General features: G+C 47.2%; 16 protein-coding genes and 1 tRNA gene. 6 read left to right on the forward strand and 11 right to left on the reverse strand.

Annotation, left to right across the window (positions count from 1 at the left end; translation table 11 throughout):
* Positions 1–362 precede the first annotated feature (362 nt).
* From gyrB to BQ8005_RS13585, 3 genes are all read right to left on the reverse strand, one after another.
* Complete coding sequence (gyrB, locus tag BQ8005_RS13575; protein WP_075318429.1) at positions 363–2,336, reverse strand: DNA topoisomerase (ATP-hydrolyzing) subunit B; 1,974 nt, start codon at positions 2,334–2,336, stop codon at positions 363–365.
* A 187-nt stretch (positions 2,337–2,523) separates the two neighbouring features.
* Positions 2,524–2,778, reverse strand: coding sequence for a 30S ribosomal protein S20 (rpsT, locus tag BQ8005_RS13580; protein WP_075318430.1), 255 nt, complete (start codon positions 2,776–2,778; stop codon positions 2,524–2,526).
* Between the two features lie 40 nt (positions 2,779–2,818).
* Positions 2,819–2,890 (reverse strand) — tRNA-Glu (locus BQ8005_RS13585).
* Between the two features lie 296 nt (positions 2,891–3,186).
* On the opposite strand from BQ8005_RS13585, the gene recO reads away from it, so the two are divergent.
* Entirely contained in the window at positions 3,187–3,915 is a 729-nt protein-coding gene (recO, locus tag BQ8005_RS13590; RefSeq protein WP_075318431.1) for a DNA repair protein RecO, read from the forward strand.
* Positions 3,916–4,097: 182 nt separating this feature from the next.
* Here the strand turns inward: recO and BQ8005_RS13595 are convergent, their stop codons facing one another.
* Positions 4,098–5,231, reverse strand: a complete 1,134-nt coding sequence (locus BQ8005_RS13595; protein WP_075318432.1) for a glycoside hydrolase family 88/105 protein — start codon at positions 5,229–5,231, stop codon at positions 4,098–4,100.
* Between the two features lie 659 nt (positions 5,232–5,890).
* Here BQ8005_RS13595 and BQ8005_RS13605 point away from each other — a divergent pair.
* Positions 5,891–10,183, forward strand: a complete 4,293-nt coding sequence (locus BQ8005_RS13605; RefSeq protein WP_075319246.1) for a two-component regulator propeller domain-containing protein — start codon at positions 5,891–5,893, stop codon at positions 10,181–10,183.
* A gap of 257 nt (positions 10,184–10,440) precedes the next feature.
* On the opposite strand, the gene BQ8005_RS13610 is transcribed toward BQ8005_RS13605, so the two are convergent.
* The 3 genes from BQ8005_RS13610 to BQ8005_RS13620 all read right to left on the reverse strand — a co-directional run bounded on the left by BQ8005_RS13610 (position 10,441) and on the right by BQ8005_RS13620 (position 12,883).
* Positions 10,441–10,863, reverse strand: coding sequence for a SufE family protein (locus BQ8005_RS13610; protein WP_021848313.1), 423 nt, complete (start codon positions 10,861–10,863; stop codon positions 10,441–10,443).
* 20 nt (positions 10,864–10,883) lie between these two features.
* Complete coding sequence (locus BQ8005_RS13615; RefSeq protein WP_021848312.1) at positions 10,884–11,891, reverse strand: M20 family metallopeptidase; 1,008 nt, start codon at positions 11,889–11,891, stop codon at positions 10,884–10,886.
* Between the two features lie 62 nt (positions 11,892–11,953).
* Entirely contained in the window at positions 11,954–12,883 is a 930-nt protein-coding gene (locus BQ8005_RS13620; protein ID WP_075319248.1) for a S66 peptidase family protein, read from the reverse strand.
* 335 nt (positions 12,884–13,218) lie between these two features.
* On the opposite strand from BQ8005_RS13620, the gene BQ8005_RS13625 reads away from it, so the two are divergent.
* Positions 13,219–14,145 carry a phosphate acyltransferase gene (locus BQ8005_RS13625; RefSeq protein WP_075318434.1) on the forward strand — a complete coding sequence of 309 codons (927 nt, stop codon included), beginning with the start codon at positions 13,219–13,221 and terminating at the stop codon, positions 14,143–14,145.
* 48 nt (positions 14,146–14,193) lie between these two features.
* Positions 14,194–15,276, forward strand: a complete 1,083-nt coding sequence (gene buk, locus BQ8005_RS13630) for a butyrate kinase (protein ID WP_075318435.1) — start codon at positions 14,194–14,196, stop codon at positions 15,274–15,276.
* Between the two features lie 38 nt (positions 15,277–15,314).
* Here the strand turns inward: buk and BQ8005_RS13635 are convergent, their stop codons facing one another.
* Both BQ8005_RS13635 and BQ8005_RS13640 read right to left on the reverse strand, forming a co-directional pair.
* A complete protein-coding gene (locus tag BQ8005_RS13635) occupies positions 15,315–17,039 on the reverse strand; it encodes a M64 family metallopeptidase (protein ID WP_075318436.1) in 1,725 nt (574 codons plus the stop codon).
* Positions 17,040–17,137: 98 nt separating this feature from the next.
* A complete protein-coding gene (locus BQ8005_RS13640; RefSeq protein WP_075318437.1) occupies positions 17,138–17,527 on the reverse strand; it encodes a type IV secretion protein Rhs in 390 nt (129 codons plus the stop codon).
* Positions 17,528–17,833: 306 nt separating this feature from the next.
* Here BQ8005_RS13640 and BQ8005_RS13645 point away from each other — a divergent pair, with 306 nt between their 5' ends.
* Positions 17,834–19,120 (forward strand): IS1380-like element IS942 family transposase, encoded by a 1,287-nt coding sequence (locus BQ8005_RS13645; protein WP_055235773.1) that lies wholly within the window; start codon positions 17,834–17,836, stop codon positions 19,118–19,120.
* A 764-nt stretch (positions 19,121–19,884) separates the two neighbouring features.
* Here BQ8005_RS13645 and BQ8005_RS13655 read toward each other — a convergent pair.
* Both BQ8005_RS13655 and pnp read right to left on the reverse strand, forming a co-directional pair.
* A complete protein-coding gene (locus BQ8005_RS13655; protein ID WP_075318439.1) occupies positions 19,885–20,583 on the reverse strand; it encodes a response regulator transcription factor in 699 nt (232 codons plus the stop codon).
* A 156-nt stretch (positions 20,584–20,739) separates the two neighbouring features.
* Positions 20,740–22,911, reverse strand: coding sequence for a polyribonucleotide nucleotidyltransferase (gene pnp / locus BQ8005_RS13660; RefSeq protein WP_075318440.1), 2,172 nt, complete (start codon positions 22,909–22,911; stop codon positions 20,740–20,742).
* 204 nt (positions 22,912–23,115) lie between these two features.
* On the opposite strand from pnp, the gene BQ8005_RS13665 reads away from it, so the two are divergent.
* The gene (locus BQ8005_RS13665) at positions 23,116–24,270 is read left to right on the forward strand and encodes a thioredoxin-like domain-containing protein (RefSeq protein WP_075318441.1); all 1,155 of its coding nucleotides are present in this window, start codon (positions 23,116–23,118) and stop codon (positions 24,268–24,270) included.
* Positions 24,271–24,402: the final 132 nt, after the last annotated feature.

Raw genomic sequence — 24,402 nt, forward strand, 5'->3', positions numbered from 1 at the left:
TTTGTCGCTTTGCAAGCAAAATCCCACTAAACCCTATAGGTTGCGGATTTGAGGTTATAAAACAACTTTTCCGTAACTTTTTTTCTTGTGCTTTTATCTTGTATGTCGCTTTTGCCGCTTTTTTTGTTCAATTAGACTGAAAGTTTTTCAGGAATGTTACGGCTATTCATGATATCGACAGTTCTTATTCGTTTTTATGGTCAGATAAAAGAAAAGTCCCGACCACAGGATTATCCTGTTCTGCCGGGACTGCCTCGTTGTAAGATGTGAGGTTGGTTAATTAATGATGGTTAGATAAATATTAATAAGAGATTGACTGTGGGCATTAACCATCTTGACTACCTACAGTGATCTGTTTTTCTTTATGCGTCGATGTTGGCGTAAGTGGCGTTTTTTTCGATGAACTCGCGGCGTGGTCCTACGTCTTCACCCATCAGCATGGAGAAAATGTAGTCAGCTTCGGCTGCGTTTTCGATGTTCACCTGCTTCAACATACGGTTCTCGGGGTTCATGGTTGTCTCCCACAGCTGTTCGGGATTCATTTCACCCAAACCTTTGTAGCGTTGTGTGTGGATGGCATTTTCCGAACCGCCGCCGTAAGTATCGATGAAGCGTTGGCGTTGCTGGTCGGTCCAGCAGTATTCTTTTACCTTACCCTTTGTACAGAGGTAGAGCGGGGGAGTAGCGATGTACAGGTAGCCCTGCTGGATAACTTGCGGGAAGTAACGGAAGAACAGCGTCATGATCAGCGTGTCGATGTGAGATCCATCGACATCGGCATCGGTCATGATAATCACCTTCTTGTAGCGCAGCTTGTCGATGTTGGCTTCCTTACTGTCTTCGCCGTTCAGGCCGAAGCGAATACCCAATGCCTGAATGATGTTGTTCACTTCATCGCTTTCGAAGGCTTTGTGCCACATGGCTTTTTCTACGTTCAGGATTTTACCGCGCAGGGGCAGGATGGCTTGGTATTGACGGTTTCGTCCCTGCTTGGCCGATCCGCCTGCCGAGTCACCCTCGACGAGGAACAATTCGCATTCTTCGGGGTCCTTGCTGGAGCAGTCGGCCAGTTTGCCGGGCATGCCTCCGCCGCTCATGGGCGATTTGCGTTGTACGGACTCACGAGCCTTGCGGGCTGCTACACGGGCAGTTGCGGCAAGTATCACTTTGTCGACAATCAGTTTGGCTTCTTTCGGATGTTCTTCCAGGTAATAGGTCAGAGCTTCGCCCACTGCCTGATTGACGGCGCCGCTCACTTCGCTGTTGCCCAGCTTCGTCTTGGTCTGTCCTTCAAACTGAGGTTCGGCTACTTTGACGGAGATGACGGCGATGAGTCCTTCACGGAAGTCTTCTCCTGAGATTTCTACTTTGGCTTTCTCCAACTGCTTGGCACAGGTCTCTTCGCCGTATTTTTTCAGTACGCGGGTCAGGGCGGCGCGGAAGCCGGCTTCGTGCGTACCACCTTCCTTCGTGTTGATGTTGTTCACGTAGGAGTGTAGGTTTTCACGATAGCCTGTGTTATACATGATGGCGCACTCGATGGGTACACCTGCCTTTTCAGTATTCAGGTAGATGACGTCATCGAAGAGCGGTGTGTTGTTGCTGTTCAGGTAGCGGACAAATTCCTTTACACCTTCTACTGAGTGGAATACTTCCTTTACGTATTCACCGTTTTCGTCCTGTTGACGGCGGTCGGTTAGGGTAATGCGGATACCGGCGTTCAGATAAGCCAACTCACGCAGGCGGGCCTGCAGGGTGCTGTACTTATATTCGGTCGTGGTGAAGATGCTTCCATCAGGCCAGAAAGTCTGCTTTGTGCCTGTAAAGCCAGGTTCGCAGGTGCCTACTTCCTTGACGGCGTAGAGTGGTTTGCCGCATTCGTATTCCTGCTGATAGATTTTTCCGTTGCGGAATACTTGGGTCGTCATGTGCGTGGAAAGTGCGTTGACACACGATACGCCGACACCATGCAAACCGCCTGATACTTTGTAGGAGCCTTTGTCGAACTTTCCACCAGCATGGAGTACGGTCATTACGACCTCCAGTGCCGATTTCTTTTCTTTTTCGTGCAGGTCGACGGGGATACCGCGGCCGTTATCTTGTACAGTAATGGAGTTGTCTTCGTTGATGGTCACTTCGATGTGGTCGCAGTAGCCGGCCATCGCTTCGTCGATGGAGTTGTCCACCACTTCGTAGACCAGGTGGTGCAAACCGTTTTCGCTGATGTCGCCAATGTACATGGCGGGGCGTTTTCTTACCGCTTCCAATCCTTCCAGCACTTGGATGTTGCTGGCCGAATAATTGTTTTCACCGTTTATTTTTTCTGCTTCAGTCATAAATTTGTGCTTATTGTAATAACTGAGCAAAAATAGTGAAAATCTTTGGATTATGCCACTGAGGTGAGGAGTTTTTTCTGCCTTTACGGCTTTTTAGCATCCTTGTTTTGGGGATGTCTATAAACAAGAAAAGGTCGGACTTTTGTCCAACCTTCTTGTTATACGTTACTTAACTTTACGCTCTTTATTACGCAAGCTTGTTGATGTGCAGAGCCAATTTAGACTTCAAGTTATTGGCTTTGTTCTTATGAATAACGTTAGTCTTAGCCAACTTATCCAGCAACTTAACCAATCCAGGATACATAGATACTGCTGCAGCCTTGTCAGTAGTAGCACGAAGTTTGCGAACAGCATTTCTCATGGTCTTGCCATAATATCTGTTGTGAAGTCTTCTTTTCTCTTCTTGTCTGATTCTTTTCAGTGATGATTTGTGATTTGCCATCTCGACTAATCTTTTTAATTCGTTTATCTTTTTATTTTAGTAGCCCGTGGGGGAATCGAACCCCCCTTTCAAGAATGAAAATCTTGCGTCCTAACCGATAGACGAACGGGCCATCCTTTTGTTGAGCGTTTCCGCTCGCAAGCGCTTTATCTCTCGTTTGCGGATGCAAAGGTAGGAACTATTTTTGAATTGGCAAAATGTTCCGGCTATTTTTTTTGAACTTAATATTGGAATTTCTTTTAAATATGAATGCTGGCATCTGGTATACAGTGGTTTAAGTGAAATGAAAAAATGTCGTGCGGACCGTGATTTTTTTTAGAAAGAAAGAGGAGGACGCTATTATATCTTCATTTATCGCTTCTTTTTTTGTAGATTTGTAGGCGGATTTATGATACAGACGGACGAGATATGTTGCAAAAGGCGGAAGGAATCGTGCTTCGCACAGTGAAATATAAGGATACAGCTTTTATTGCTGACGTCTATACGGACGTAGCAGGGAGGGTGTCTTTTATGGTGCCGTTGCCTCGTTCGCGTAAGGCGTCGGTTAAGTCTGTTTTGTTTCAACCTTTGTCATTGGTCGAGCTGGAGGCGGATTTTCGTCCTAATACTTCTATATATAAGATAAAAGAGGCTAAGTCATGGCATCCATTTATTTCCTTGCCATACGATCCTTATAAATCGGCTATTGCTTTGTTCCTTTCGGAGTTTTTGTGTCGTGCTGTTCGTGTGGAGGCTGATAATCGGGCTCTTTTCTCTTATTTAAGGCATTCTATCGTGTGGCTGGACGAGTGTCGCACGGGCTTTGCAAACTTTCATCTGGTTTTTCTTATGCGCCTTTCTCGCTTCTTGGGACTTTATCCAAATCTTGAGGGCTATTCAGAAGGCTGTTATTTCGATTTGGTGAATGCCTGTTTTACGTCGCTTCGTCCTTCGGGGCATTCTCATTATATCGGGCCGATTGAGGCGGCACGTCTTCTTACGTTGATGCGGATGAACTACGACACGATGCACCTTTTTGCCATGAGCCGTGTGGAGCGGATGCGTTGTCTGACGGTCATCGAGCAATATTATCGTTTGCACCTGCCCGACTTTCCAGAGCTGAAATCTTTGGATGTTCTGAAAGAACTTTTCGACTGATGGTGTTAAGCTTTGAGGAAAGCATCGTTTTCTTTCGATGAAAACGGCGTTTTTCGAGGAAGAAAGCAGTGTTTTCTTTGAAAGGTATCTGGCATAGATAAAAAAAGTCCGCCGTCTTCGTCCGAAATTGAGAGATCCGGAAAAGAAGACGGCGGAAGTCTTTTGTGTGTGAATCTGTGTTGTTAATCCTCTAACTTGTAGACTTCACTTCCTGCCAATAGGAAACATCCTACGCCAAAGTCTTCAAAATCGGGAATTTTGTCGTAAGTGACAGGTTGGCTGTCTTTGGGCTCTTTGCCTGTCCCTTGTACGTAACCTAGGCAGCCATTGGGATGGACGGCCTCTTTGACCATTGCATTCCATGCCTTCAGCAGGATGGGGAGGTATTCTTTCTTGTCTAAGAGCCCGTTACGTACACCCCAAGCCATGCCGTAGACAAAGAGAGCTGTGCCAGATGTCTCTTTCCCGCCGAAGTTCGATTCGTCGTGGAGGCTGACATTCCAAAAGCCGTCTTTGCGTTGACAGTCTTTGAGTGCCTTGCTCATGGTCAGGAAATCATTTATATAGTTTGTGCGGTGTTGTTCGTTTGCAGGTATTTCGTCCAGTACTCTGACGAGTGCGGCGTATACCCATCCGTTGCCTCTGCTCCAATAGCAATTCTTTCCGTTAGGTTCCTTGTAGGGAGGATCGAAGTCTTGGTCTCTCCACCACAGGCCTTCTTTTTCATTGTACATACCATTTTCTCCATGTACATTTCTTGTATATTCGTACATGTCCCACATCTTGTCGAAGTATTTTTGTTCGCCTGTCAGTCGTCCCAGTTTGGCGAAAACAGGCATACCCATCTGGATAGCGTCTATCCACCACCAGTCGTTCACTTGAGGGGTGTTGACCAGCATGTCAATGTTAGCCTTTGCTTTGCGTATCTTTTCAGGGTTGGGGCAGATATTATATAAATCAATGTATGTTTGACTTGCGCAATAATCGTCAGCGTTGCGTGTGATGGTGCCATTTCTGAATCCCCATTCGTGATATTCAGACCAGTCGTTGGCGTATTTATAATAGTCGTCCCTCGGGTAGATGGAATAAAGGGCCATCAGTCCTTCATAATAAACGCCTCTTGTCCAGATGTTGCTGGGGCGGATGACCTTGTTCACATAGGACGGAGTCCGATAATCGCTGTACTTCTTCATGAAGTAGTCGTTGACTTTGACAATAGTCTTCAACGTTTCTTTTCGGTCAGGCATTTCCTGTGCGGAGATGATGCTGAAGCTGAAAAGTCCGATGAGCAGGGCTGCTATTTTTTTTGTTTTCATGTTTAAATAGATTTTTGTCACAAAAGTAGTTGCCGGGATTTTGTTTTACAATGGAGATTTGTACAGTTTCCATGAATTTTATACAATGAGGTTTTAAGTGGTGATTTTTTTCTCGCAATTGAATGATTTTGTCCATTTTTGAGAAAGTATGTCATAATGTGGTCGGTTAAATGGAAGTGCTTTTTTGATAGTTTTTTTTAAGATAAATGGATTTAAGAGGCGGTGTATTGTTGAGTTTTCGGCATAATTAAAATGATTTTATGAATAATTGTTTTGATTTTACATTCTTTTATAGCATATCTGAGAGACATGTGTACATGCGATTGTACAATTTTCCATTTTCCGATATATGAAACTTATCATATATTTGCCGACGTCTTCATAGTGAGATATGAGATTTTGTTTTAATAATGTTTAATTTAATATTTAATGTATGAAAAACAGCAAAAGATTACGTCTGTTTAGCCGAATGTATTTCATTCAGTGGCTATTTCTTACAGTTCTCTTTTCGTTAGTTGCGATGAGTGGCTATGCGCAGAGTAAAACTATTACAGGTAAAATCATTGATTCGACCGGTGAACCGGTTATTGGTGCTAGTGTGCTGGTGAAAGGTACTATTTTTTTGTACATTTGTTCGCTATGGAACATATGATTTGGGTATGAGAAAACTATTTTTACTGCTTGTATCTGTATTATTCAGCCTGTATGTCGCGGCTGATGTTGAAATACGTTCGGAACATCTGACGACGAGTAATGGAATTTCTAATAATTCTGTTCGTTGTATGTATCAAGACAGCAAGGGATTTATCTGGATGGGAACTCTGAACGGATTGAGCCGATATGACGGCAATTCTTTTGTGACTTACCGGCCGAGCCAGAAAGGAGGAATTGCGTTGGGAGATCATCGTATCCGTGATTTGGTAGAAGATAAAAATGGTTTTTTGTGGATAGCAACTTCGGCAGAGGTATATAGCTGCTATGACTTGCAAAGGGAATGTTTTGTAGATTTTACTGGGTGTGGTGAATATCGAGAACTCTATAGCGACAAAATTATAGACCGTAATGGGAATGTCTGGCTTTGGTTGAATGGAAATGGATGTCGGAAAGTAACTTATGCGGACGGGCAATTTTCCTCAATCGTCTTCAAGACAGAAAAGAATAATTTGCCTTCCAATAAGGTGACGTACGTATATGAGGATTTACAAGGAGGTGTCTGGATTGGTACAGATAACGGGGTGGTTCAAGTTATTGGAGATCGTACTGTTTTGGTCGTTCCTTCACATCGGGCTTCTAAGATTATTTCCGATGGAGGAAATTTGTTTTTCTTGTCAGCGGATGGCCGTTTTGTCGTAAAGAAAAGGGAGGAGGAATGCAAGTATGTAGCTCGTCTGCAAGAAAGCGGAATTCGCATTGATGAGGAACTGCGCATTCAGGACGATTGGGTGATATTTACCAACAAGGGGTGTTATGTGTTCAACTTAAAAACGTTTGAACTCAGAAAGAGTACGCTGCTGGATGTACAGAATGGACAGGTACAGAAAGATAATCGTGGAAATTATTGGGTGTTCAATCATACAGGAAAGGTTTGGTATCTTGATACAAAGACTCGTGCAGTCAAGTCTTTTCAGCTTATTCCTTCCGATAGGGTTAATTATATAGACGAAGAACGTTATCATGTAGTCTGGGATTCACGAGATCTGATTTGGATATCTACGTACGGAAACGGATTGTTTGTTTATGATCCTACTCATGATGTATTGCAGCATTTTACTGCTGATATGAGCGGTTTCAGTCATGTCGCGTCTAATTATCTTCTTTATCTTATAGAGGATCGTACTGGAGGGATCTGGGTAAGTACTGAATATGCGGGTGTTTCTCATTTGTTGGTGCTGAATGAGGGAGCTGACAGGGTCTTTCCGGAAAAAGGGGCATGGGACGGTCGTGCCAATACAGTAAAGATGATTAATCGTATGGCAGGCGGAAGCATTTGGTTGGGCACACGCCAGGGTGGGCTGTATGTGTACGACCAATCATCGCGAACATTGGAAAAGCGTGGCTTTTATGATTCGAACGTTTATGCTGTGGCCGAAGGGCCCGATGGTAGTCTTTGGCTGGGTACGCGTGGAAATGGTCTTTCTGTAGATGGGAAATGGTATAGAAACACTTCGGAAGATGCATTTTCGCTAGGCAGTAACAGTATTTTTGCTATGTTGCGTGACAAGAAGGATCGTATGTGGGTTGGTACCTTTGGTGGCGGATTGAATTTGGCTGTTCCTGACGAGGCTGGAGATGGATATCATTTCCGTCGTTTCTTTACCGATACGTATTCGCAAAGGCAGATACGTGTCATTTGTGAAGAACCCAATGGCTATTTATGGGTCGGTTCGAGTGCGGGAATCTTTATTTTTCATCCAGACTCTCTTCTACAAGATCCTCAGAATTATGTAGCCTATAATATAGACAACGGTGCTTTGCGAAGTAACGAAATTAAGTGTATGTTGCGCGACAGTAAAGGGCGTATGTGGTTGGGCACATCGGGTAAGGGTTTTAGTATGTGCCGTCCTGAGGGAAATTATAAAGACCTGGACTTCGTCCATTTCGACGTGAGCGATGGGCTGGTAAACAGCATGGTACAGTCGATTGTAGAGGACCGGAACGGAAAGTTGTGGATTGCTACAGAATTGGGGCTTTCCTGTTTTGATCCTGATAGCTATACATTCGAGAATTTCTTCTTTTCATCTTATATCTTGGGAAATGCTTACAGCGAAAACAGTTGTGCGGTGGCTGATGATGGGACATTACTGTTTGGATCGAACTACGGACTGGTGGTTGTAGACCCTGCGGTTGTGGTGGGCAATACGCAGGCGTCACCGATGGTGTCGTTCACTAATCTGCACGTTAATGGTATAGCTGTGCGTCCGGGTGACGTGGATTCGCCACTGGAGCACGCGATGATCTATACCGACAAAATTGAACTGAAACATTACCAGAATTCGTTTGTGATAGATTTCTCTACATTCGAATATTCGATGGTCAACGACATCAAATATACTTACCGTTTGGATAACTACGACCGGGAGTGGAGTGCTTTGTCTTTCTTGAATTTTGCTGCCTACAAGAATCTAGATCCGGGGCATTATACCTTGCGTGTGAAGGCATGTAACGGTCAGGGAGTTTGGGCGGAGAAAGAAGCAGTTTTGCAGGTTGTTATTGTTCCGCCGTTTTGGCGTACGGGATGGGCGTTCATTCTTTACGTACTCGTGTCTGCCGTGGCACTCTATGTCGCCTTCAGGTTGGTGCGTAATTTCAATGTTCTGCGCAACCGCATTCAGGTGGAGAAGCAACTGACGGAATACAAGTTGGTTTTTTTTACTAATATTTCCCATGAATTCCGTACGCCGCTGACGCTGATACAAGGTGCTCTGGAGAAGGTGCAGCGCATGGAGAAGATCCCCAAGGAGATGAATTACTCGCTTAAAGTAATGGAGAAGAGCACCCAGCGTATGCTGCGTCTGATTAACCAGTTGCTCGAGTTCCGCAAGATGCAGAACAACAAGCTGGCTCTCTCGCTGGAGGAAACCGATGTCGTCGCCTTTCTTTACGAGATATTCCTAAGCTTTAGCGATGCCGCAGAATCGAAGAACATGGATTTCCAGTTCGTGCCTTCACGTACGTCCTACACGATGTTTATCGATAAGGGACATTTGGATAAGGTGACCTACAACCTCCTGTCCAATGCTTTCAAGTACACTCCCAGTGGCGGCAAGGTGACTTTCACTGTCGATGTGGACGAGGAGCGGAAGAAGCTTGTCATTACAGTTCGCGATACAGGAGTCGGTATACCACCTGAAAAACGTAGCGAGCTGTTCAAGCGCTTTATGCAGAGTAGTTTCTCCGGCAGCAGTGTCGGCGTGGGGTTGCACTTGAGCCATGAGTTGGTTTGCGTACACAAGGGTACCATTGAGTTCAGCGAGAATGAGGGCGGTGGTTCCGTCTTTACTGTAACTCTGCCTACCGACCCTTCTGTTTACGAGGAGAAGGACTTTCTCATCCCTCACAACGTCCTGCTCGAAGAGGAGCGGAAGCACCAAGAGCAGGTGGCCGCTGCTCGCATGGAGGCCGACATTGAGCTGCCCGAGGTGGAACCTATCAACAAGAAACGGGTGCTTATCATCGAGGATGATAACGACGTACGCGAGTTTCTCAAAGAAGAGGTTGGGCGCTATTTTGAAGTCATGGCTGAGGCTGATGGTGTGGCAGGACTGGCACGTGCTCGCGAATACGATGCCGACCTGATTATTTGTGATGTCTTAATGCCCGGTATGACGGGTTTCGAAGTGACTCGCAAGTTGAAGAACGATTTCAACACGAGCCATATTCCCATCATCCTGCTCACTGCTATGAACTCCGCCGAGAGTCACCTGGCTGGTGTTGAGAGCGGAGCAGACGCCTACATCACCAAGCCATTTAGTCCTAAGTTGCTTTTGGCTCGTGCTTTCAAGCTGATAGAACAGCGCGAGAAGCTTAAGGAAAAATTTTCTAACGCTCCTAACATGCTCCGGCCCACTATTTGCTCCTCCGACAAGGACAAGGCTTTTGCCGACCAGTTACAAGCCGTCGTTGAGCAGCAGTTGGAGAATGCCCAATTTACCGTCGATGAGTTCGCTTCCATCATGGGGCTGGGACGTACGGTTTTCTACCGCAAGGTACGTGGTGTAACCGGTTATTCGCCGAACGAGTACATCCGCATCGTGCGCATGAAGAAGGCTGCCGAGTTGCTGTTGGAGAGTAACTATACCGTGTCCGAGGTATCCTACAAGGTGGGCATCAACGATCCGTTCTACTTCAGCAAGTGTTTTAAACACCATTTCGGCGCCTCGCCCTCGGCCTACCGTGAAGGTACGGCGGCAAAGCCCGGGGAGACGCCTGCCGGCGGGGGAGACGAGGCTTGAGTATTGCTCGTTGTCCAGTGTATCTGTCTCGCCGCAGACGAAAAAGTTCGGCCGCTGTCCAATGCCGAGTCTTTTGCATGTCTGTCAGGAGCACCGGTTTGGTTTCGGCTGCCCGTATATTCTGATTTTGATCCGTTTGTTTAATAACAAGTGCATAAACAAAGTGTCGGAGACCCTGGCGAGTTTCGGAGGGAAACAAAAACGTGCATTCCAAAGGAGTTGGAATGCACGTTTGGGCAGTGTGTGCTAATGTTAGGTTAGCTTTCCTTTGCCTTGAAGGCGAGTGCGTACATGCGCATCTGTTTCACCATGGCTAGCAAGCCGTTGCTGCGGGTGGGCGAGAGGTGCTCCTGCAGGCCGATGCGGGGGATGAAGTAGAGGTCGGCGGCAAGAATCTCGTCGGGCGTGTGCCCGGAGAGCACCTTGATGAGCAGGGCGATGATGCCCTTCACGATAAGGGCGTCGCTCTCGGCTTGGAAGATGACTTTGCCGTCCTCTTCGTCGGCTTGCAGCCATACGCGGCTTTGGCAGCCTTCTATCAGGTTTTGGTCGGTCTTGTAGCGTTCGTCAAGAGCCGGCTGTTCGTTGCCTAGGTCGATGAGCAGCTGGTAGCGGTCCATCCAGTCGTCGAAGTCACTGAATTCGGCGATGACTTCGTCTTGCATTTCGTTGATTGTCATATCTATTGTCTTTTTTGAAATTATTTTTCGTTGTAGATTACCTCCAGTACCGTCTGCCCTACGGCCATCAGCGTGTTCTTGTCTATCACGTCCATGGTGTCGTCCGTGGTGTGCCAGAAGTCGCCGAAGCCCGTGTCGCACTTCGGGTCGTAGTTGATGATGTCCACGCAGGGTATCTTGCGCAGGTTGTAGACATAGAGGTGGTCATCCGTCACTTCTGTTCCATCTTCCTTGGGGAAGAAAGCTTCGAATCCCAGGCGGTGGGCGGCGTCCCAGATTTTTTTCACCTGCTTACCCGCCGTGCGCTTGGAGAAAAGCTCCTGGTAGAAAGTAGCGTTTTTGCCGCCCACCATGTCGAGCAGGATGCCGAAGCGAGCGTTGTAGTTGTCCACATGGGGCACGCGCCCCCAGTATTGCGAGCCTAGGCACCAGGTGTCGGGCTTGTATGGCCCCTTGTGGAAGGTTGGTGTGCCATAGTCTTCGGCGTCGAAGAAGATGATGTCGATGCCGATGGCAGGTGCTTGCCGTTGTAGCTGGCGTGCCACTTCGAGCAGCACACCTACGCCGCTGGCACCGTCGTTCACGCCCAGGATAGGCGTCTTGTGCTTCGACTTGTCCTTGTCCTCGTCGGCATAGGGGCGGCTGTCCCAGTGGGCGAAGAGCAGCACGCGTCGGCGGCTGTCGGGGTTGTAGGCGCCGATGATGTTACGCGCTTTCAGAATGGTGTTGTCATAGGCCACGAGGTCGGCATACTGGTTGTAGACTTTGGCACCGAGCTGTTCCAGTTTGGCAGCAAGGTAGTCGCCGCAAGCTCTGTGAGCAGCCGTGTTGGGTACACGGGGACCGAAGTTGGCCTGTATCTGGACATAGGCGTAGGCGCTGTCGGCGTTAAATGCGGGTACGTTGACAGATTCCGTTTTGTCTTTGTTTTCCTCTGTGCCGGAGGCGTTGCTCTTGTTGCCGCAGGCGATGGCAGCCACCACCATCAGCAGGAGCAGGGAAGCAAAGGTGCATTGTTTTCTTTTCATAATTGGGGAATTATTTTTTTCTAGTTAGGAAAATAGATTTCTCTAGTTAGGGAATAATCTAGCTATAGTTGGAAGGTGAGCCGCACTCCCTTTTTGTCGACATCCAGCTGGACAGGTGCGCCGCAGACGAGTGGCAGGTTCATCGTGACATGGCCCACGGGGAAGTTGAAGCAGACGGGGTAGTCGTATTCCTTCACTAGGTCGGCCAGTGCTCCATAGAGTTCCTTGCCCAGCTGTTTTTTCTCTTCGTATTCGGTAAACTGGCCGATGACGAGGCCCGACAGACGTTCGAGCACACCGCCCAGCTTCAGGTTGTACATCATGCGCTCAATGGCATGCGGGCGTTCGCCCACATCTTCTATAAAGAGCACGGTGCCGTCGGTGGGGATATCGTAGGGCGTGCCACGTAGGCCGTTGAAGACGGCAAAGTTTCCTCCTCGCAGGATGCCTTCGGCCGTACCGCGGCGGTTTAGCTTGTGAGCGTCACAGGTATAACTGAAACTTCCTTCGGGTGTGGCGGCGGCTCCAGTCAGTATGTTGCGCAGGGCTTGCGTACAGAAATCATCTTCGGGTTCTACGGTGAGATGGCGTGCCATGGGCGCATGCAGCGAAGCGAAGCCTTCCTTCTGCCACAGGTTGTGCAGGGCGGTGATGTCGCTGAAGCCGATGAGCCACTTGGGTGACTCCCTGAAGCGGCTGAAGTCTAGCTTGCCTACCAGATGCACCGCACCATATCCGCCGCGACTGCACAGAATGGCTCGTGTGTTCGGATCGTCCATCGCTTCCTGCAAGTCTTCCAGCCGCTGGCTGACAGTACCTGCATAGACTCCGTTGGAACTGCCTGCGTGGCGTGACAGCACGGGTTGCAGGCCCCATGAGGCCAGCCGCTTGACGGCTCCCTTCAGGAACGACTTGTCTATCTTGCCGGAGGGCGAGAGGATGACAACCTTGTCGCCTTCATACAGGTAAGGGGGAATAATCAGCTTGTCCATATACATTCATCATAATTTATGTTGCTGCAAAAATACAGAAAGGCGAGCGGAGAACAAAATATTGAAACTTGTTTCGGATATTTTTTATCCCGAGCTGCTTCTTGTTTTTGTTTACCATAGATTAGGCAGATTGCCACAGAGCGTTTTTATTCACAGTCTGCCTCTACCGAGAGGAAAATTTGTGTCCATCTGCGTATCTGTGGTCGGTCCTGATGTGAATTCTGTCGTGGGAAGGGATGGGAGTTGTCAAAATGTTATTAAACAACTGCAAAAATAGGCGGATGGATGCTGTATTTTTCGACATTTTTTCGGATATTTGCTAAAAATCTAACGTCATGAAACCTATACGCAACTTTAATCAACTGACGGAACACCTGAAGACGCTGAACCGCAGGAAACGCATTGCTGTGGTCTGTGCCAACGACCCCAATACCGAGTATGCCATTGCAAGGGCCTTGGAAGAGGGCATTGCCGAGTTTCTGATGGTTGGTGACTCGGCCATTCTTGAGAAATATCCCTCGTTGAAGCAATACCCCGACTACGTTCGTACCATTCACATCGAGGATCCCGACGAGGCGGCTCGCGAGGCGGTGCGCATTGTGCGCGAGGGTGGAGCCGACATCCTGATGAAGGGCATCATCAATACCGACAATCTGCTCCGCGCCATCCTCGACAAGGAGCATGGCCTACTGCCCAAGGGCAAGGTGCTGACGCATCTGGCCGTGATGCAGATACCCACGTACGACAAGTTGCTGTTCTTCTCCGATGCTGCCGTTATCCCGAGGCCCACGCTTCAGCAACGCATCGAGATGATCTGGTACGCCATTCGCACCTGCCGTCACTTTGGCATCGAGCAGCCCCGTATTGCCCTGATACATTGTACGGAGAAGGTCAGCGCCAAGTTCCCCCACTCGCTGGATTATGTGAACATCGTCGAGCTGGCCGAGGCGGGTGAGTTCGGCAACGTCATCATTGATGGCCCGTTGGACGTGAAGACCTCGTGCGAGAAGACCAGTGGCGACATCAAGGGCATTGTGTCGCCCATCAATGGCGAGGCCGACGTGCTTATCTTCCCCAACATCGAGTCGGGAAACGCCTTTTACAAGGCCGTTTCTCTCTTCTCGCATGCCGATATGGCGGGGTTGTTACAAGGTCCTGTCTGCCCTGTGGTGCTGCCTTCGCGTAGTGACAGCGGTCTGTCCAAGTATTACAGCATCGCTATGGCCTGTCTTACCAGCAATGGACAAGACACCATTGAATGACAGGAAATGAGCAGTTTGATCGTTTACCATTAAGTATTAACTATTCCCATGAAGATATTAGTTATCAACCCCGGTTCCACCTCGACCAAGATGGCCGTTTTCGAGGACGAAAAGCCTGTATTTGTCAAGACGCTGCGACATTCTGTCGACGAGCTGGTACACTATCCACGTGTCATTGACCAGTTTGAGTTCCGTAAGAATCTGGTGCTCGCCGAGCTGAAACATGAGGGCATCCCCTTTGCCTTCGACGCCATCATCGGTCGGGGCGGCCTGCTGAAACCCATCCCCGGCGGTGTCTACGAGGTGAACGATGCTATGATCAACGACTGCATGCATGCCATGCGTACCCATGCCTGCAATCTGGGTTGCCTGATAGCCTCCGAGCTAGCTCACGCCCTGCCCGGCTGCCGGGCATTTATTGCTGACCCTGGCGTGGTGGACGAACTGGACGAGGTGGCCCGCGTCACGGGTTCGCCTCTCATGCCCCGTATCACCATCTGGCATGCACTGAATCAGCGCGCCATCGCCCGCCGTTATGCTGCCGAGCGGACGGCGGAACAGCCCGACAGGCCCGTGCGTTACGAAGACCTGAGCCTGATTGTCTGCCACCTGGGTGGCGGCATCTCCGTAGCTGCCCATCGCAAAGGCCGCTGTGTGGATGTGAACAACGCCCTCGACGGTGAAGGCCCTTTCTCACCTGAACGGGCTGGCACCCTGCCTGCGGGCGATCTCATTGATCTCTGTTTTTCTGGCAAGCTCTCGCAGAGCGAGCTGAAGAAACGCATCTCGGGGCGTGCGGGCCTGGCAGCTCACTTGGGTACGACCGACGTGCAGGCAGTGGTGAAACGTATTGAGGAGGGCGACGAGCATGCCCGGTTGGTGTTGGACGCCATGATTTATCAGATAGCTAAGAGTGTGGGCGCGGCGGCAGTCGTGCTCTACGGAAAGGTAGATGCCATTCTACTGACGGGTGGTATCGCCCATTCGGATTACATTACCTCGCGCCTCAAGGAGCGTGTGTCCTTCCTAGCGCCCGTCCGCGTCTATCCCGGCGAAGACGAGCTGAAAGCTCTGGCTCTGAATGCGCTGGGCGCGTTGCGGGGGGAGTTGGAGGTGCAGGTGTATCAGTAATCATAGATGACTAATTCTAGATAGAAAGATTCATTGTCCTATTTAAGATTGGAAATATCCATATTTGTAAACTGAGGTGGTGAGAAAGGTCGCGACATTTCGTTATCGCTAGCCCGGGTTGTGATTTTAATTGGGGTTGGGAGATGTGCTAAGTCAAAAGTCGTAAACTCATCATATGTATATGTCCAGTTATCATCATGGGCTGTGCTCATGACCCGTTTGTAGATTGCTTCACGAGATGGTGCATTAAAGCCATGGATGTTGCTGCGCATCATACTTTCTTCTGTAGGGCGATAAGCTCCGGACCAATAGGTACAAGCACCCGTGTATACTCCTAGAATTTCGCCATAATTGTCCGCATTTTGATAACGTTCATCTTGTAGAAACTGATTCCAGAGTACTCTGCTTTTATCATAGGTGAAATCTACATTGGCAGCCCAGCCCAATGTTTGTTGTTGATTTTGGATGGATATGATTTCACTTCTAGGTATAGCTCCATACTCTTGATATGAATATTCGTCTAATAACTTGGCAAATCCGTGTCCGACGCATTCATGACAGAGAACGCGTCGGAACATATCATCCTCCAAACCATAAATCATTGGGCAATAACCGATTGCTAGATTTGTAATGTTCGTGTTATCGTTAAAACCAAAATAGCAGGTACCTGCATATTCTTCTGTGTTTAGGACTACAATACAGGTGGCTTCGTTGAGTAGTTCCGGTTGAATCTGAAATTCGGGAATTTCCAAAGCATATTCGATTACCGTTTGGTGGTCACCTTCGATTAATGTACTTCCTCCTCTTTCCAGGCGGCAATCGAAGCATGTGGAGTGATTGCCAAAGCTGTTGCTGGCCGATACGGCATTTATGTACCACACGTCAAAATATGCTTGCAAGCTTTTGACAGGTTCTTCAGTAAAGAAATTCTGCATGGCCTTTTCCATCACTTGACGGTAACGGCCGCTTTCGATATCTTTGTCCAGGAAACCATCTCCCATGAATACTAAAGGAATGCCTTTGCCCAGTGTATGCTTCTGTAATTGTGTAACCTGCTTGTCGGCACTGTAGTCGGTTGAAGTTTCGATGGGCGTAGCTTCCTGGTTAATAGTGATGGTGGATGATTGCACGGGCATTTCTATGCCTCCAAACATGACTTGGAGCACGAAGGAGGCACTGCGCGGTTGGTGCGTGGCATTGTTTTGTATAGCCAATGTAACTTTCCCTTCTTGTAGCGCCTTGGTGTTGTTTGACTTCAGAGTAATCCAAGACAGGTCAGTCGATGCGACGGGACTAATTTGCAAGTTCGGGGAGGCTAGGTTGGTGGTGAATAGTATTTCAATGTCCTGTTTTTCCGATGTCAGAGAGTAGCTGGTTTGTGCTACATCCAGCATACTTATGGAGCTTTGTCGGATTGTGATGGCTTTGCGAATGTTTGTCGCAGGCAAGGTGACAAGAAGGGTTGCTGTTCTTTCTTCTCCGGTCAGATTGTTTTCTTTGGTCAGCAGGTGGATAGAAGCCTCACCAGCTGGGCCGCTCTTTGGGGAGAGTGCTATCCATTCGCAATCTATGGACGCCTGCCAAGGGTGGGTGGCAGTGAAGGCTAAAATTTGATCTGAGTTGCCCTTTGAGCCTACTTGCAGAATACTGCTTTGTGCATTTAATGTGATTTTGGGTGTGATGTTTTCTTCATTGGAGCAGTTAGTCGCAAGGATGATTTCTCCTAATAGGAGCAATAACAAATAAAGGCTCTTGAGTTTCATGATTTTAAGATGTATCTATAACATATTGCCCTTTATTGATAGAGATTGTATCAATAAAGGGCAATGGATGTTTCAGTTGTTAGGCTCGCATGGTAACGTTAGTCTCTTACACCATTAAAGTTCGTTATGCTTCCGTCTTTATTCAGGAAACTGATATTAATGGCTTTTCCTGTCACTGTAATCGTTATGTTGACAGAAGATTCACTTTCAAATATGTATTGGCCGTTTTGATAGGTGATGTTATAATTTTCTTCACCATTAGAATAAAAGGCTGCTCTCACGCAAACTACTGTAGAAGATATTTTTTCTACTCTCACTACGTAAGCGTCTTCTATAACACTGCCGTTCACGGTTAGTTTGCCCGTATAAACTCCGCTTATTGCACTTGCATAGTCGCTTGTCGGGTCATCGTCGTCACTGCAGCTTGTCATACAAATAGTCATTGCCATCATCATGAACAGCATTGACAGGTACTTCATTGTTTTCATTTTCTACTGATTTATAATTATATTTGTAATTAATTTCGTCACAAATATAGAGACTATAGTCCGATGTCTAGGTAAAAGGGTGTTATCAATATGTTTACATGTATACTTATTGGAGACACTGTTTCTCTTGACATTTCTTTTGGCTTGTTTCTGCTTCTTTCCTTTTCTTCCTTAATTCCGCAACACTATAGTTTAACATTATTTATAAGTGCCTGAGCAACAAAAAGTTGCCCAGGATTTTGCCATGTCAGAATTTTCACTTACCTTAGTGTTGCGAAAAGAAGACAAGCAAAACTCTAATATGACATGGCAAAGATACAAATAAAATCTGAGAAACTCACTCCTTTTGGAGGAATTTTTTCTATTATGGAGCAATTTGATGCTCTTTTAGCTCAAACCATAGATTCCACCTTGGGATTGAGATGCACTATGTTTGGTTATCAATATAGCGAAATTCTACGCTCTCTGATGTGCGTATATCTTTGTGGCGGCTCATGTATTGAGGATGTTACAACTCACTTGATGAAACATTTGTCTCTTCATCCAACTCTTCGCACTTGCAGCGCAGACACCATATTGCGTGCTATCGAAGAACTGACTTGTAAGAACATCACCTATAAATCTGCTTCTGGCAACTCCTATGATTTCAATACTGCAGACAAGATGAACTGCTTATTGATCAAAGCCCTGCTTGCTACTGGTCAATTGAAATCCGGTCAAGAGTATGATTTTGACTTTGACCATCAGTTCATTGAAACAGAGAAGCATGATGCAAAACCAACCTACAAGAAGTTCCTGGGCTATAGTCCAGGTGTGGCAGTCATTAACGACATGATTGTCGGTATTGAAAATAGAGACGGCAACACAAACGTGCGCTTCAACCAAAGAGAGACTTTGGAAAGAATCTTCAAGCGACTGGAGGCATCAGAAGTATATATATCCCGTGCCCGCATGGATTGCGGCTCATGCTCGGAGGAAATCGTAGATATGGTAGAGGCTCATTGCAGGCATTTTTATATTCGTGCCAACAGATGCTCTTCCTTCTACGATTCCATGTTTGCCTTGACTGGATGGAAAACTGTTGAAATCAACGGTATTGAATTTGAGCTGAATTCCATCCTTGTTGAGAAATGGAAAGGAAAACCGTATCGTCTTGTCATACAGAGACAAAGGCGAATAGATGGAGACCTTGACATTTGGGAAGGCGAATATACCTACAGATGTATACTGACTAACGATTACAAGTCGAGTGCAAGAGACATCGTGGAATTCTACAATCTTCGTGGTGGCAAGGAACGCATCTTCGATGACATGAACAATGGCTTTGGCTGGAATCGATTGCCAAAATCGTTCATGGCACAGAATACTGTATTCCTGCTTATGACAGCTCTCATCAGAAACTTCTACAAAGCTATTATGCAGAGATTGAAAACCCATGAATTTGGATTGCGTGCCACCAGCAGAATCAAGACCTTTGTTTTCAAGTTCATCTCTGTTCCTGCGAAATGGATTAAGACATCACGTAGGCATGTATTGAATATTTACTCAGACAACAATGCTTATGCCAACCTGTTCAAGACAGACTTTGGTTAAAGACCATGCTTTTCTGGTTAAACCAGCGTATTACCTCAAGTCGCTTTATGGGGTAAGGGGATTTTGTGTCTGCGACATTTCTGTTGTGCAAGAAATATGTACAATAAAATGAATTTTGTCGCTTTGCAAGCAAAATCCCACTAAACCCTATAGGTTGCGGATTTGAGGTTCTTGACTTCTTCGGTATAAATTGAAAAAAAATCATGTTCGAGTATCGTGGATATTTTGACGAGTAATTCTGTGTCTATGGAGTATTTTCCTAGTATTTTATAGACATTGGTTCTGCTACATGATAATTCTTTGGCTAGCCAGACAACGCTTTTTTGTTGTTCTGATAATTTGTTTTTGATGAGTTTACCTATATGTAACATATCGATGTTTTTGTGGTTTGACTTATGAACTCTCAATTTCTTTCAATAAATGGGGCGTTATTGATAAAATATTGCAAATGTAGTAAAATAGTTGAAATATAATGCTGGTAAATGATTTGTTTATTTACCGCATGTGGTGAATTTTAGAATTATATGTCTTGTGTATTTCTTTTGTATAAGCGTTTTTCTTTGAATTTAGACTTGATCTAATAATGAACATTTACATCTTTATCAATTTTAAGCGTGATATGTCCATGGAAATTACTCTTGTTTTATTGTTAAGTGAAGGGATGGGTATGTTAAAAAAGTTGGGGATGTGGTAGAAGCTGTTGTATGGCGTACTACATTATATGAAGGTGTTTGCAACAATAAGCTGACGAGGATAATTGTTTTTCATTCCGCCACCAGCATCAGCCCCACGCCGCGGACGGTCTTGATTTCGATGTCGGCGTCAGCCTCGAAGAGCTTGCGCAGCTTGGAGACGAAGACGTCGAGGCTGCGCGAGGCGAAGTAGTCATCCTCCGTGTTCCAGCAGCGGCTCAGGATGGCTTCGCGGCGCACGGTTTCATTTTTGTTTTGGGCCAGGATGTGCAGGATGTTGGCTTCAGTGGCGGTCAGTGCCTGGCTTTTGCCTGTGCGGTCGTTGCGCAAGGTGTTGCGTTCGGTGTCCAGCGTGTAGGGACCGAACTGACAGAAGCCTGTTTCTGTACGCATGTGTACACCTTGTGTCATCTTCAGTACGGCGTGTATGTGCGCGTCCAGCTCTTCGGCGATGAAGGGCTTCTTTACGTAGTTGTTTACACCCAGCTGGTAGCCGAATCGTACGTCTCTGGGTGAGGTGAGGGCTGAGGCAAACAGGATGGGGGTATTGGCATCGGTTTCACGGATGCGGCGTACCATCTCGAAGCCGTCCATTACGGGCATGTCGATGTCGCTGATGATGATGTCGGGTTTGAATGAAGCCCATGTTTTCAGTCCTTCTTCGCCGTTGACGGCCGTCTGCACGTCGTAGCCGCCGATGATGTCTTCCAGTCCGCACTGCACCACATAACGCAGGTTGGGGTCGTCTTCTACCAGGAGTAACTTGATCATGATATCTGTGTATTTTGAAGCAAAGATACGGATTTTTTCAGATCTCAGAGCTCGGATTTCAAGGGTTCTTGCGGAGTAGTAGAACCTTCAAAAACAAAAAAAGTGTACCGCCACGGCGGTACACCTTATTATTATATAGAAAAGATTGGTTGTCCGTTAGTTGTTGGATTTCTTTTCTCTTCTGGGTCTTTCGGGCTTTTCGCTGTAACCTTCAGGTTTGGGGATCAGTACCTTGTGAGACAGTTTGAACTTGCCTGTCTTCGGATCGATGTCCAGCAGCTTCACTTCGATGTCGTCGCCTTCTTTGAGTCCGGCTTCTTCTACCGTTTCGAGGCGTTTCCAGTCGATTTCGGAGATGTGGAGCAAACCGTCCTTGCCTGGCAGGAATTCAACGAATGCACCGTAAGGCATGATGGAACGGATCTTTCCTTTGTAGACTTCTCCTATCTCGGGAACGGCTACAATAGCCTTGATCATCCGGATGGCGTCATCGATGCTCTGCTTGTTGGTGCCGGCGATTTCGATCTTGCCTACGTTGTCTTCTTCTTCGATGGTGATGGTAGCACCTGTCTCTTCCTGCATACCCTGAATGATCTTTCCGCCCGGGCCGATGACAGCACCGATGAATTCTTTCGGAATGGTCATGGTTTCGATGCGCGGAGCGTGCGGTTTCAGTTCGGGGCGCGGTTCGGCGATACATTCTGTCAGTTTACCCAAAATGTATTCGCGACCTTCCTTGGCTTGCAGCAGAGCTTTCTCCAGAATGTCGTATGACAGACCGTCCACCTTGATATCCATCTGGGTAGCGGTGATACCGTTCTTTGTACCTGTTACTTTGAAGTCCATGTCACCCAGGTGGTCTTCATCACCGAGGATGTCGGAGAGGACTGCATATTTTTCTTCGCCCGGATTTTTGATAAGGCCCATGGCGATACCCGATACAGGGTTCTTGATCTTCACACCGGCATCCATCAAGGCCAGCGTGCCGGCACATACGGTAGCCATGGAAGAAGAACCGTTGGATTCGAGGATATCAGAAACAACGCGTACTACGTAAGGATAGTCTTCAGGAATTTGTCCCTTTAATGCACGCCAAGCCAAATGGCCGTGACCAATTTCACGACGGCCTACACCGCGCTGTGCCTTGGCTTCGCCTGTAGAAAATGGGGGGAAGTTGTAGTGCAGCAGGAAGCGCTCTTTGCCGTGGGTCAGCACGTCGTCGACGATTTTCTCATCAAGCTTCGTACCCAGTGTGGCTGTAGACAGTGACTGTGTCTCACCGCGGGTAAAGATGGCCGAACCATGAGGGCCAGGCAGCGGGCTTACTTCACACCAGATGGGGCGGATCTCTGTTGTCTTACGGCCGTCGAGACGCTTGCCTTCATCTAGGATACAACGGCGCATAGCCTCTTTTTCTACGTCGTGATAGTAGCGGTCGATGAGCTGAGCTTTTTCTTCCAATTCCTCTTCTGTGAATTGAGCCTTGAATTCTTCGCAGATGGCGTCGAAGGCATCCTGACGTTCGTGCTTGTTACGGTTGCCACTGGCGGCAATAGCATAAGCCTTGTCGTAGCAGGCTTCGTGTACGGCCTTTCGCAGGTCTTCGTCGTTCACTTCGTGGCAGTATTCGCGCTTTATGGTGGAACCTACCTCTTCGGCCAGTTCCATCTGTGCCTTACACTGTGGCTTGATGGCCTCGTGGGCAGCTTTCAGGGCGGCCAGTAGGTCTTGCTCAGATACTTCCTTCATTTCGCCTTCCACCATCATGATGTTCTCGTAGGTAGCGCCGACCATGAGGTCCATGTCGGCCTGCTCGAGCTGTTCGAAAGTGGGGTTGATGACGAATTCTCCGTTGATGCGCGCTACGCGTACCTCAGAGATAGGACCATTGAATGGAATGTCCGATACGGCCAGTGCGGCAGAAGCGGCCAGTCCGGCCAGTGCGTCGGGCATGTCTACGCCGTCGGCCGAGAAAAGTATAATGTTTACATATACTTCTGCGTGGAAATTGTCGGGGAAAAGGGGGCGGAGAGCACGGTCAACCAGGCGGCAAGTCAGAATTTCGTAGTCCGAAGCGCGTCCTTCACGTTTGGTGAAGCCGCCGGGGAAACGTCCGAATGCGGAGAATTTTTCTTTGTACTCTACCTGAAGCGGCATAAAATCTGTTCCGGGAACTGCGTCTTTTGCGGCACAAACAGTAGCCAGCAGCATGGTGTTGCCCATGCGGAGCATTACAGAACCGTCTGCCTGTTTTGCCAGCTTTCCCGTTTCGAGCGTGATGGTTCTGCCATCAGGAAGCTCGATCGTCTTAACAATTGGGTTAATCATAAAAAAACTTTTATATCTATTTTCTTTCAAAATTCGTGCAAAGATAGTGATTTTATTCTCTTAATCAGGTGGAAATGAGTTTAAAAGTTTCGATTTCGGTCTTTTTTTTATGTTTTGTGGTGGAAGAAGCTGGAAAAATGCTTTGACTAAGCGTGAAAAGGAGTATATTTGCACGTTGATTTTGAAAATAAATACACTGACAATATGAAGAAAATAGTAGTGATGGCATTTGCCATGGCAGCTTTGAGCGCTTGCGATTCAGAACCGAAGTTTAAGGTGGAAGGTGAAGTGACGGGTGCTGAAGGGAAGATGCTTTATCTGGAAGCATCTGCATTGGAAGGGATTGTTCCTCTTGATTCTGTTAAACTGAACGCTGGAGGTGCCTATACCTTCAAGGAAGCTCGGCCGGAATCTCCTGAATTTTACCGTTTGAGGGTAGAAGACAAGATTATCAATTTCTCGGTAGATTCTACCGAAACCGTTCGAATTAATGCCGGATATGATAATTTTGCGACGGATTATACGGTTGAAGGTTCGCCCAGCAGCGAGAAAATCAAGGAGTTGTCGTTGAAACAACTTCAGTTGCAGAATAAGGTGGATGAATTATATCGGGCTATGCAGGCTCATAGTATTGGTGTAGATGTGTTCCAGGATAGTCTGACTGCGATGATGAAGCGGTATAAAGATGAGGTGAAGATCCGCTATATTTTCGCGGCTCCCAATACGGCGGCTGCCTATTTTGCTCTGTTCCAGAAGGTGAACAATTATCTGATATTCGATCCTTTGAATAGTCGTGATGACATCAAATGCTTTGCGGCCGTAGCTACGAGCCTGAACAATTATTATCCTCATGCCAACCGTTCAAAGAATCTGTATAATATCGTCATCAAAGGCATGAAGAATACACGTACTCCTCAGCAACAGACGTTGGAGTTGCCCGAACAGGTACAGGTGTCGGAAACGGGTGTGATTGACATTAACTTGCGTGACTTGAAAGGAAATGCCCATAAGCTGACAGACCTCAAGGGGAAGGTCGTTATTGTGGACTTTACCGTATATCAGAGTGCAGTTTCGGCCAGTCATAACTATATGTTGCGTGACTTGTATGACAAGTATGCTTCTCGTGGGCTGGAGATTTATCAGGTGTCTTTGGATGCCGATGAACATTATTGGAAGACGACAGCTGACAACCTGCCGTGGATTTGCGTGCGCGATGCCAACGGTGTCTACTCGTCAGTAGCAGCTGCTTACAATGTGCAGAACCTGCCGACCTTGTTCTTGGTAAATCGTAATAATGAGCTGAGTGCTCGTGGCGAGACTATTAAGGATTTGGATGCCGCTGTGCAGAAGTTGTTGTAATTTGTTATAATGGAGGACGAACTCCATTAAATATGTTACAAAACAGCGATTGGCACTTGACGCATATTGTTTAAAGTGCTATCTTTGCGAACAAATATTGGAAGAGGGTTCCAGCATGGTTGACATGTTGGA

The sequence above is a fragment of the Bacteroides togonis genome, from assembly GCF_900130135.1.
In the GTDB taxonomy this organism is placed as follows: domain Bacteria; phylum Bacteroidota; class Bacteroidia; order Bacteroidales; family Bacteroidaceae; genus Bacteroides; species Bacteroides pullorum.

Bases quoted from the DNA above. Each gene is read 5' to 3' on its own strand.
- BQ8005_RS13665 (WP_075318441.1), top strand. From the start codon at position 23,116: ATGAAGAAAATAGTAGTGATGGCATTTGCCATGGCAGCTTTGAGCGCT.
- pnp (WP_075318440.1), bottom strand. From the start codon at position 22,911: ATGATTAACCCAATTGTTAAGACGATCGAGCTTCCTGATGGCAGAACC.
- gyrB (WP_075318429.1), bottom strand. From the start codon at position 2,336: ATGACTGAAGCAGAAAAAATAAACGGTGAAAACAATTATTCGGCCAGC.
- BQ8005_RS13610 (WP_021848313.1), bottom strand. From the start codon at position 10,863: ATGACAATCAACGAAATGCAAGACGAAGTCATCGCCGAATTCAGTGAC.
- BQ8005_RS13640 (WP_075318437.1), bottom strand. From the start codon at position 17,527: ATGAAAACAATGAAGTACCTGTCAATGCTGTTCATGATGATGGCAATG.
- buk (WP_075318435.1), top strand. From the start codon at position 14,194: ATGAAGATATTAGTTATCAACCCCGGTTCCACCTCGACCAAGATGGCC.
- BQ8005_RS13635 (WP_075318436.1), bottom strand. From the start codon at position 17,039: ATGAAACTCAAGAGCCTTTATTTGTTATTGCTCCTATTAGGAGAAATC.
- recO (WP_075318431.1), top strand. From the start codon at position 3,187: ATGTTGCAAAAGGCGGAAGGAATCGTGCTTCGCACAGTGAAATATAAG.
- rpsT (WP_075318430.1), bottom strand. From the start codon at position 2,778: ATGGCAAATCACAAATCATCACTGAAAAGAATCAGACAAGAAGAGAAA.
- BQ8005_RS13625 (WP_075318434.1), top strand. From the start codon at position 13,219: ATGAAACCTATACGCAACTTTAATCAACTGACGGAACACCTGAAGACG.
- BQ8005_RS13620 (WP_075319248.1), bottom strand. From the start codon at position 12,883: ATGGACAAGCTGATTATTCCCCCTTACCTGTATGAAGGCGACAAGGTT.
- BQ8005_RS13605 (WP_075319246.1), top strand. From the start codon at position 5,891: ATGAGAAAACTATTTTTACTGCTTGTATCTGTATTATTCAGCCTGTAT.
- BQ8005_RS13655 (WP_075318439.1), bottom strand. From the start codon at position 20,583: ATGATCAAGTTACTCCTGGTAGAAGACGACCCCAACCTGCGTTATGTG.
- BQ8005_RS13595 (WP_075318432.1), bottom strand. From the start codon at position 5,231: ATGAAAACAAAAAAAATAGCAGCCCTGCTCATCGGACTTTTCAGCTTC.
- BQ8005_RS13615 (WP_021848312.1), bottom strand. From the start codon at position 11,891: ATGAAAAGAAAACAATGCACCTTTGCTTCCCTGCTCCTGCTGATGGTG.
- BQ8005_RS13645 (WP_055235773.1), top strand. From the start codon at position 17,834: ATGGCAAAGATACAAATAAAATCTGAGAAACTCACTCCTTTTGGAGGA.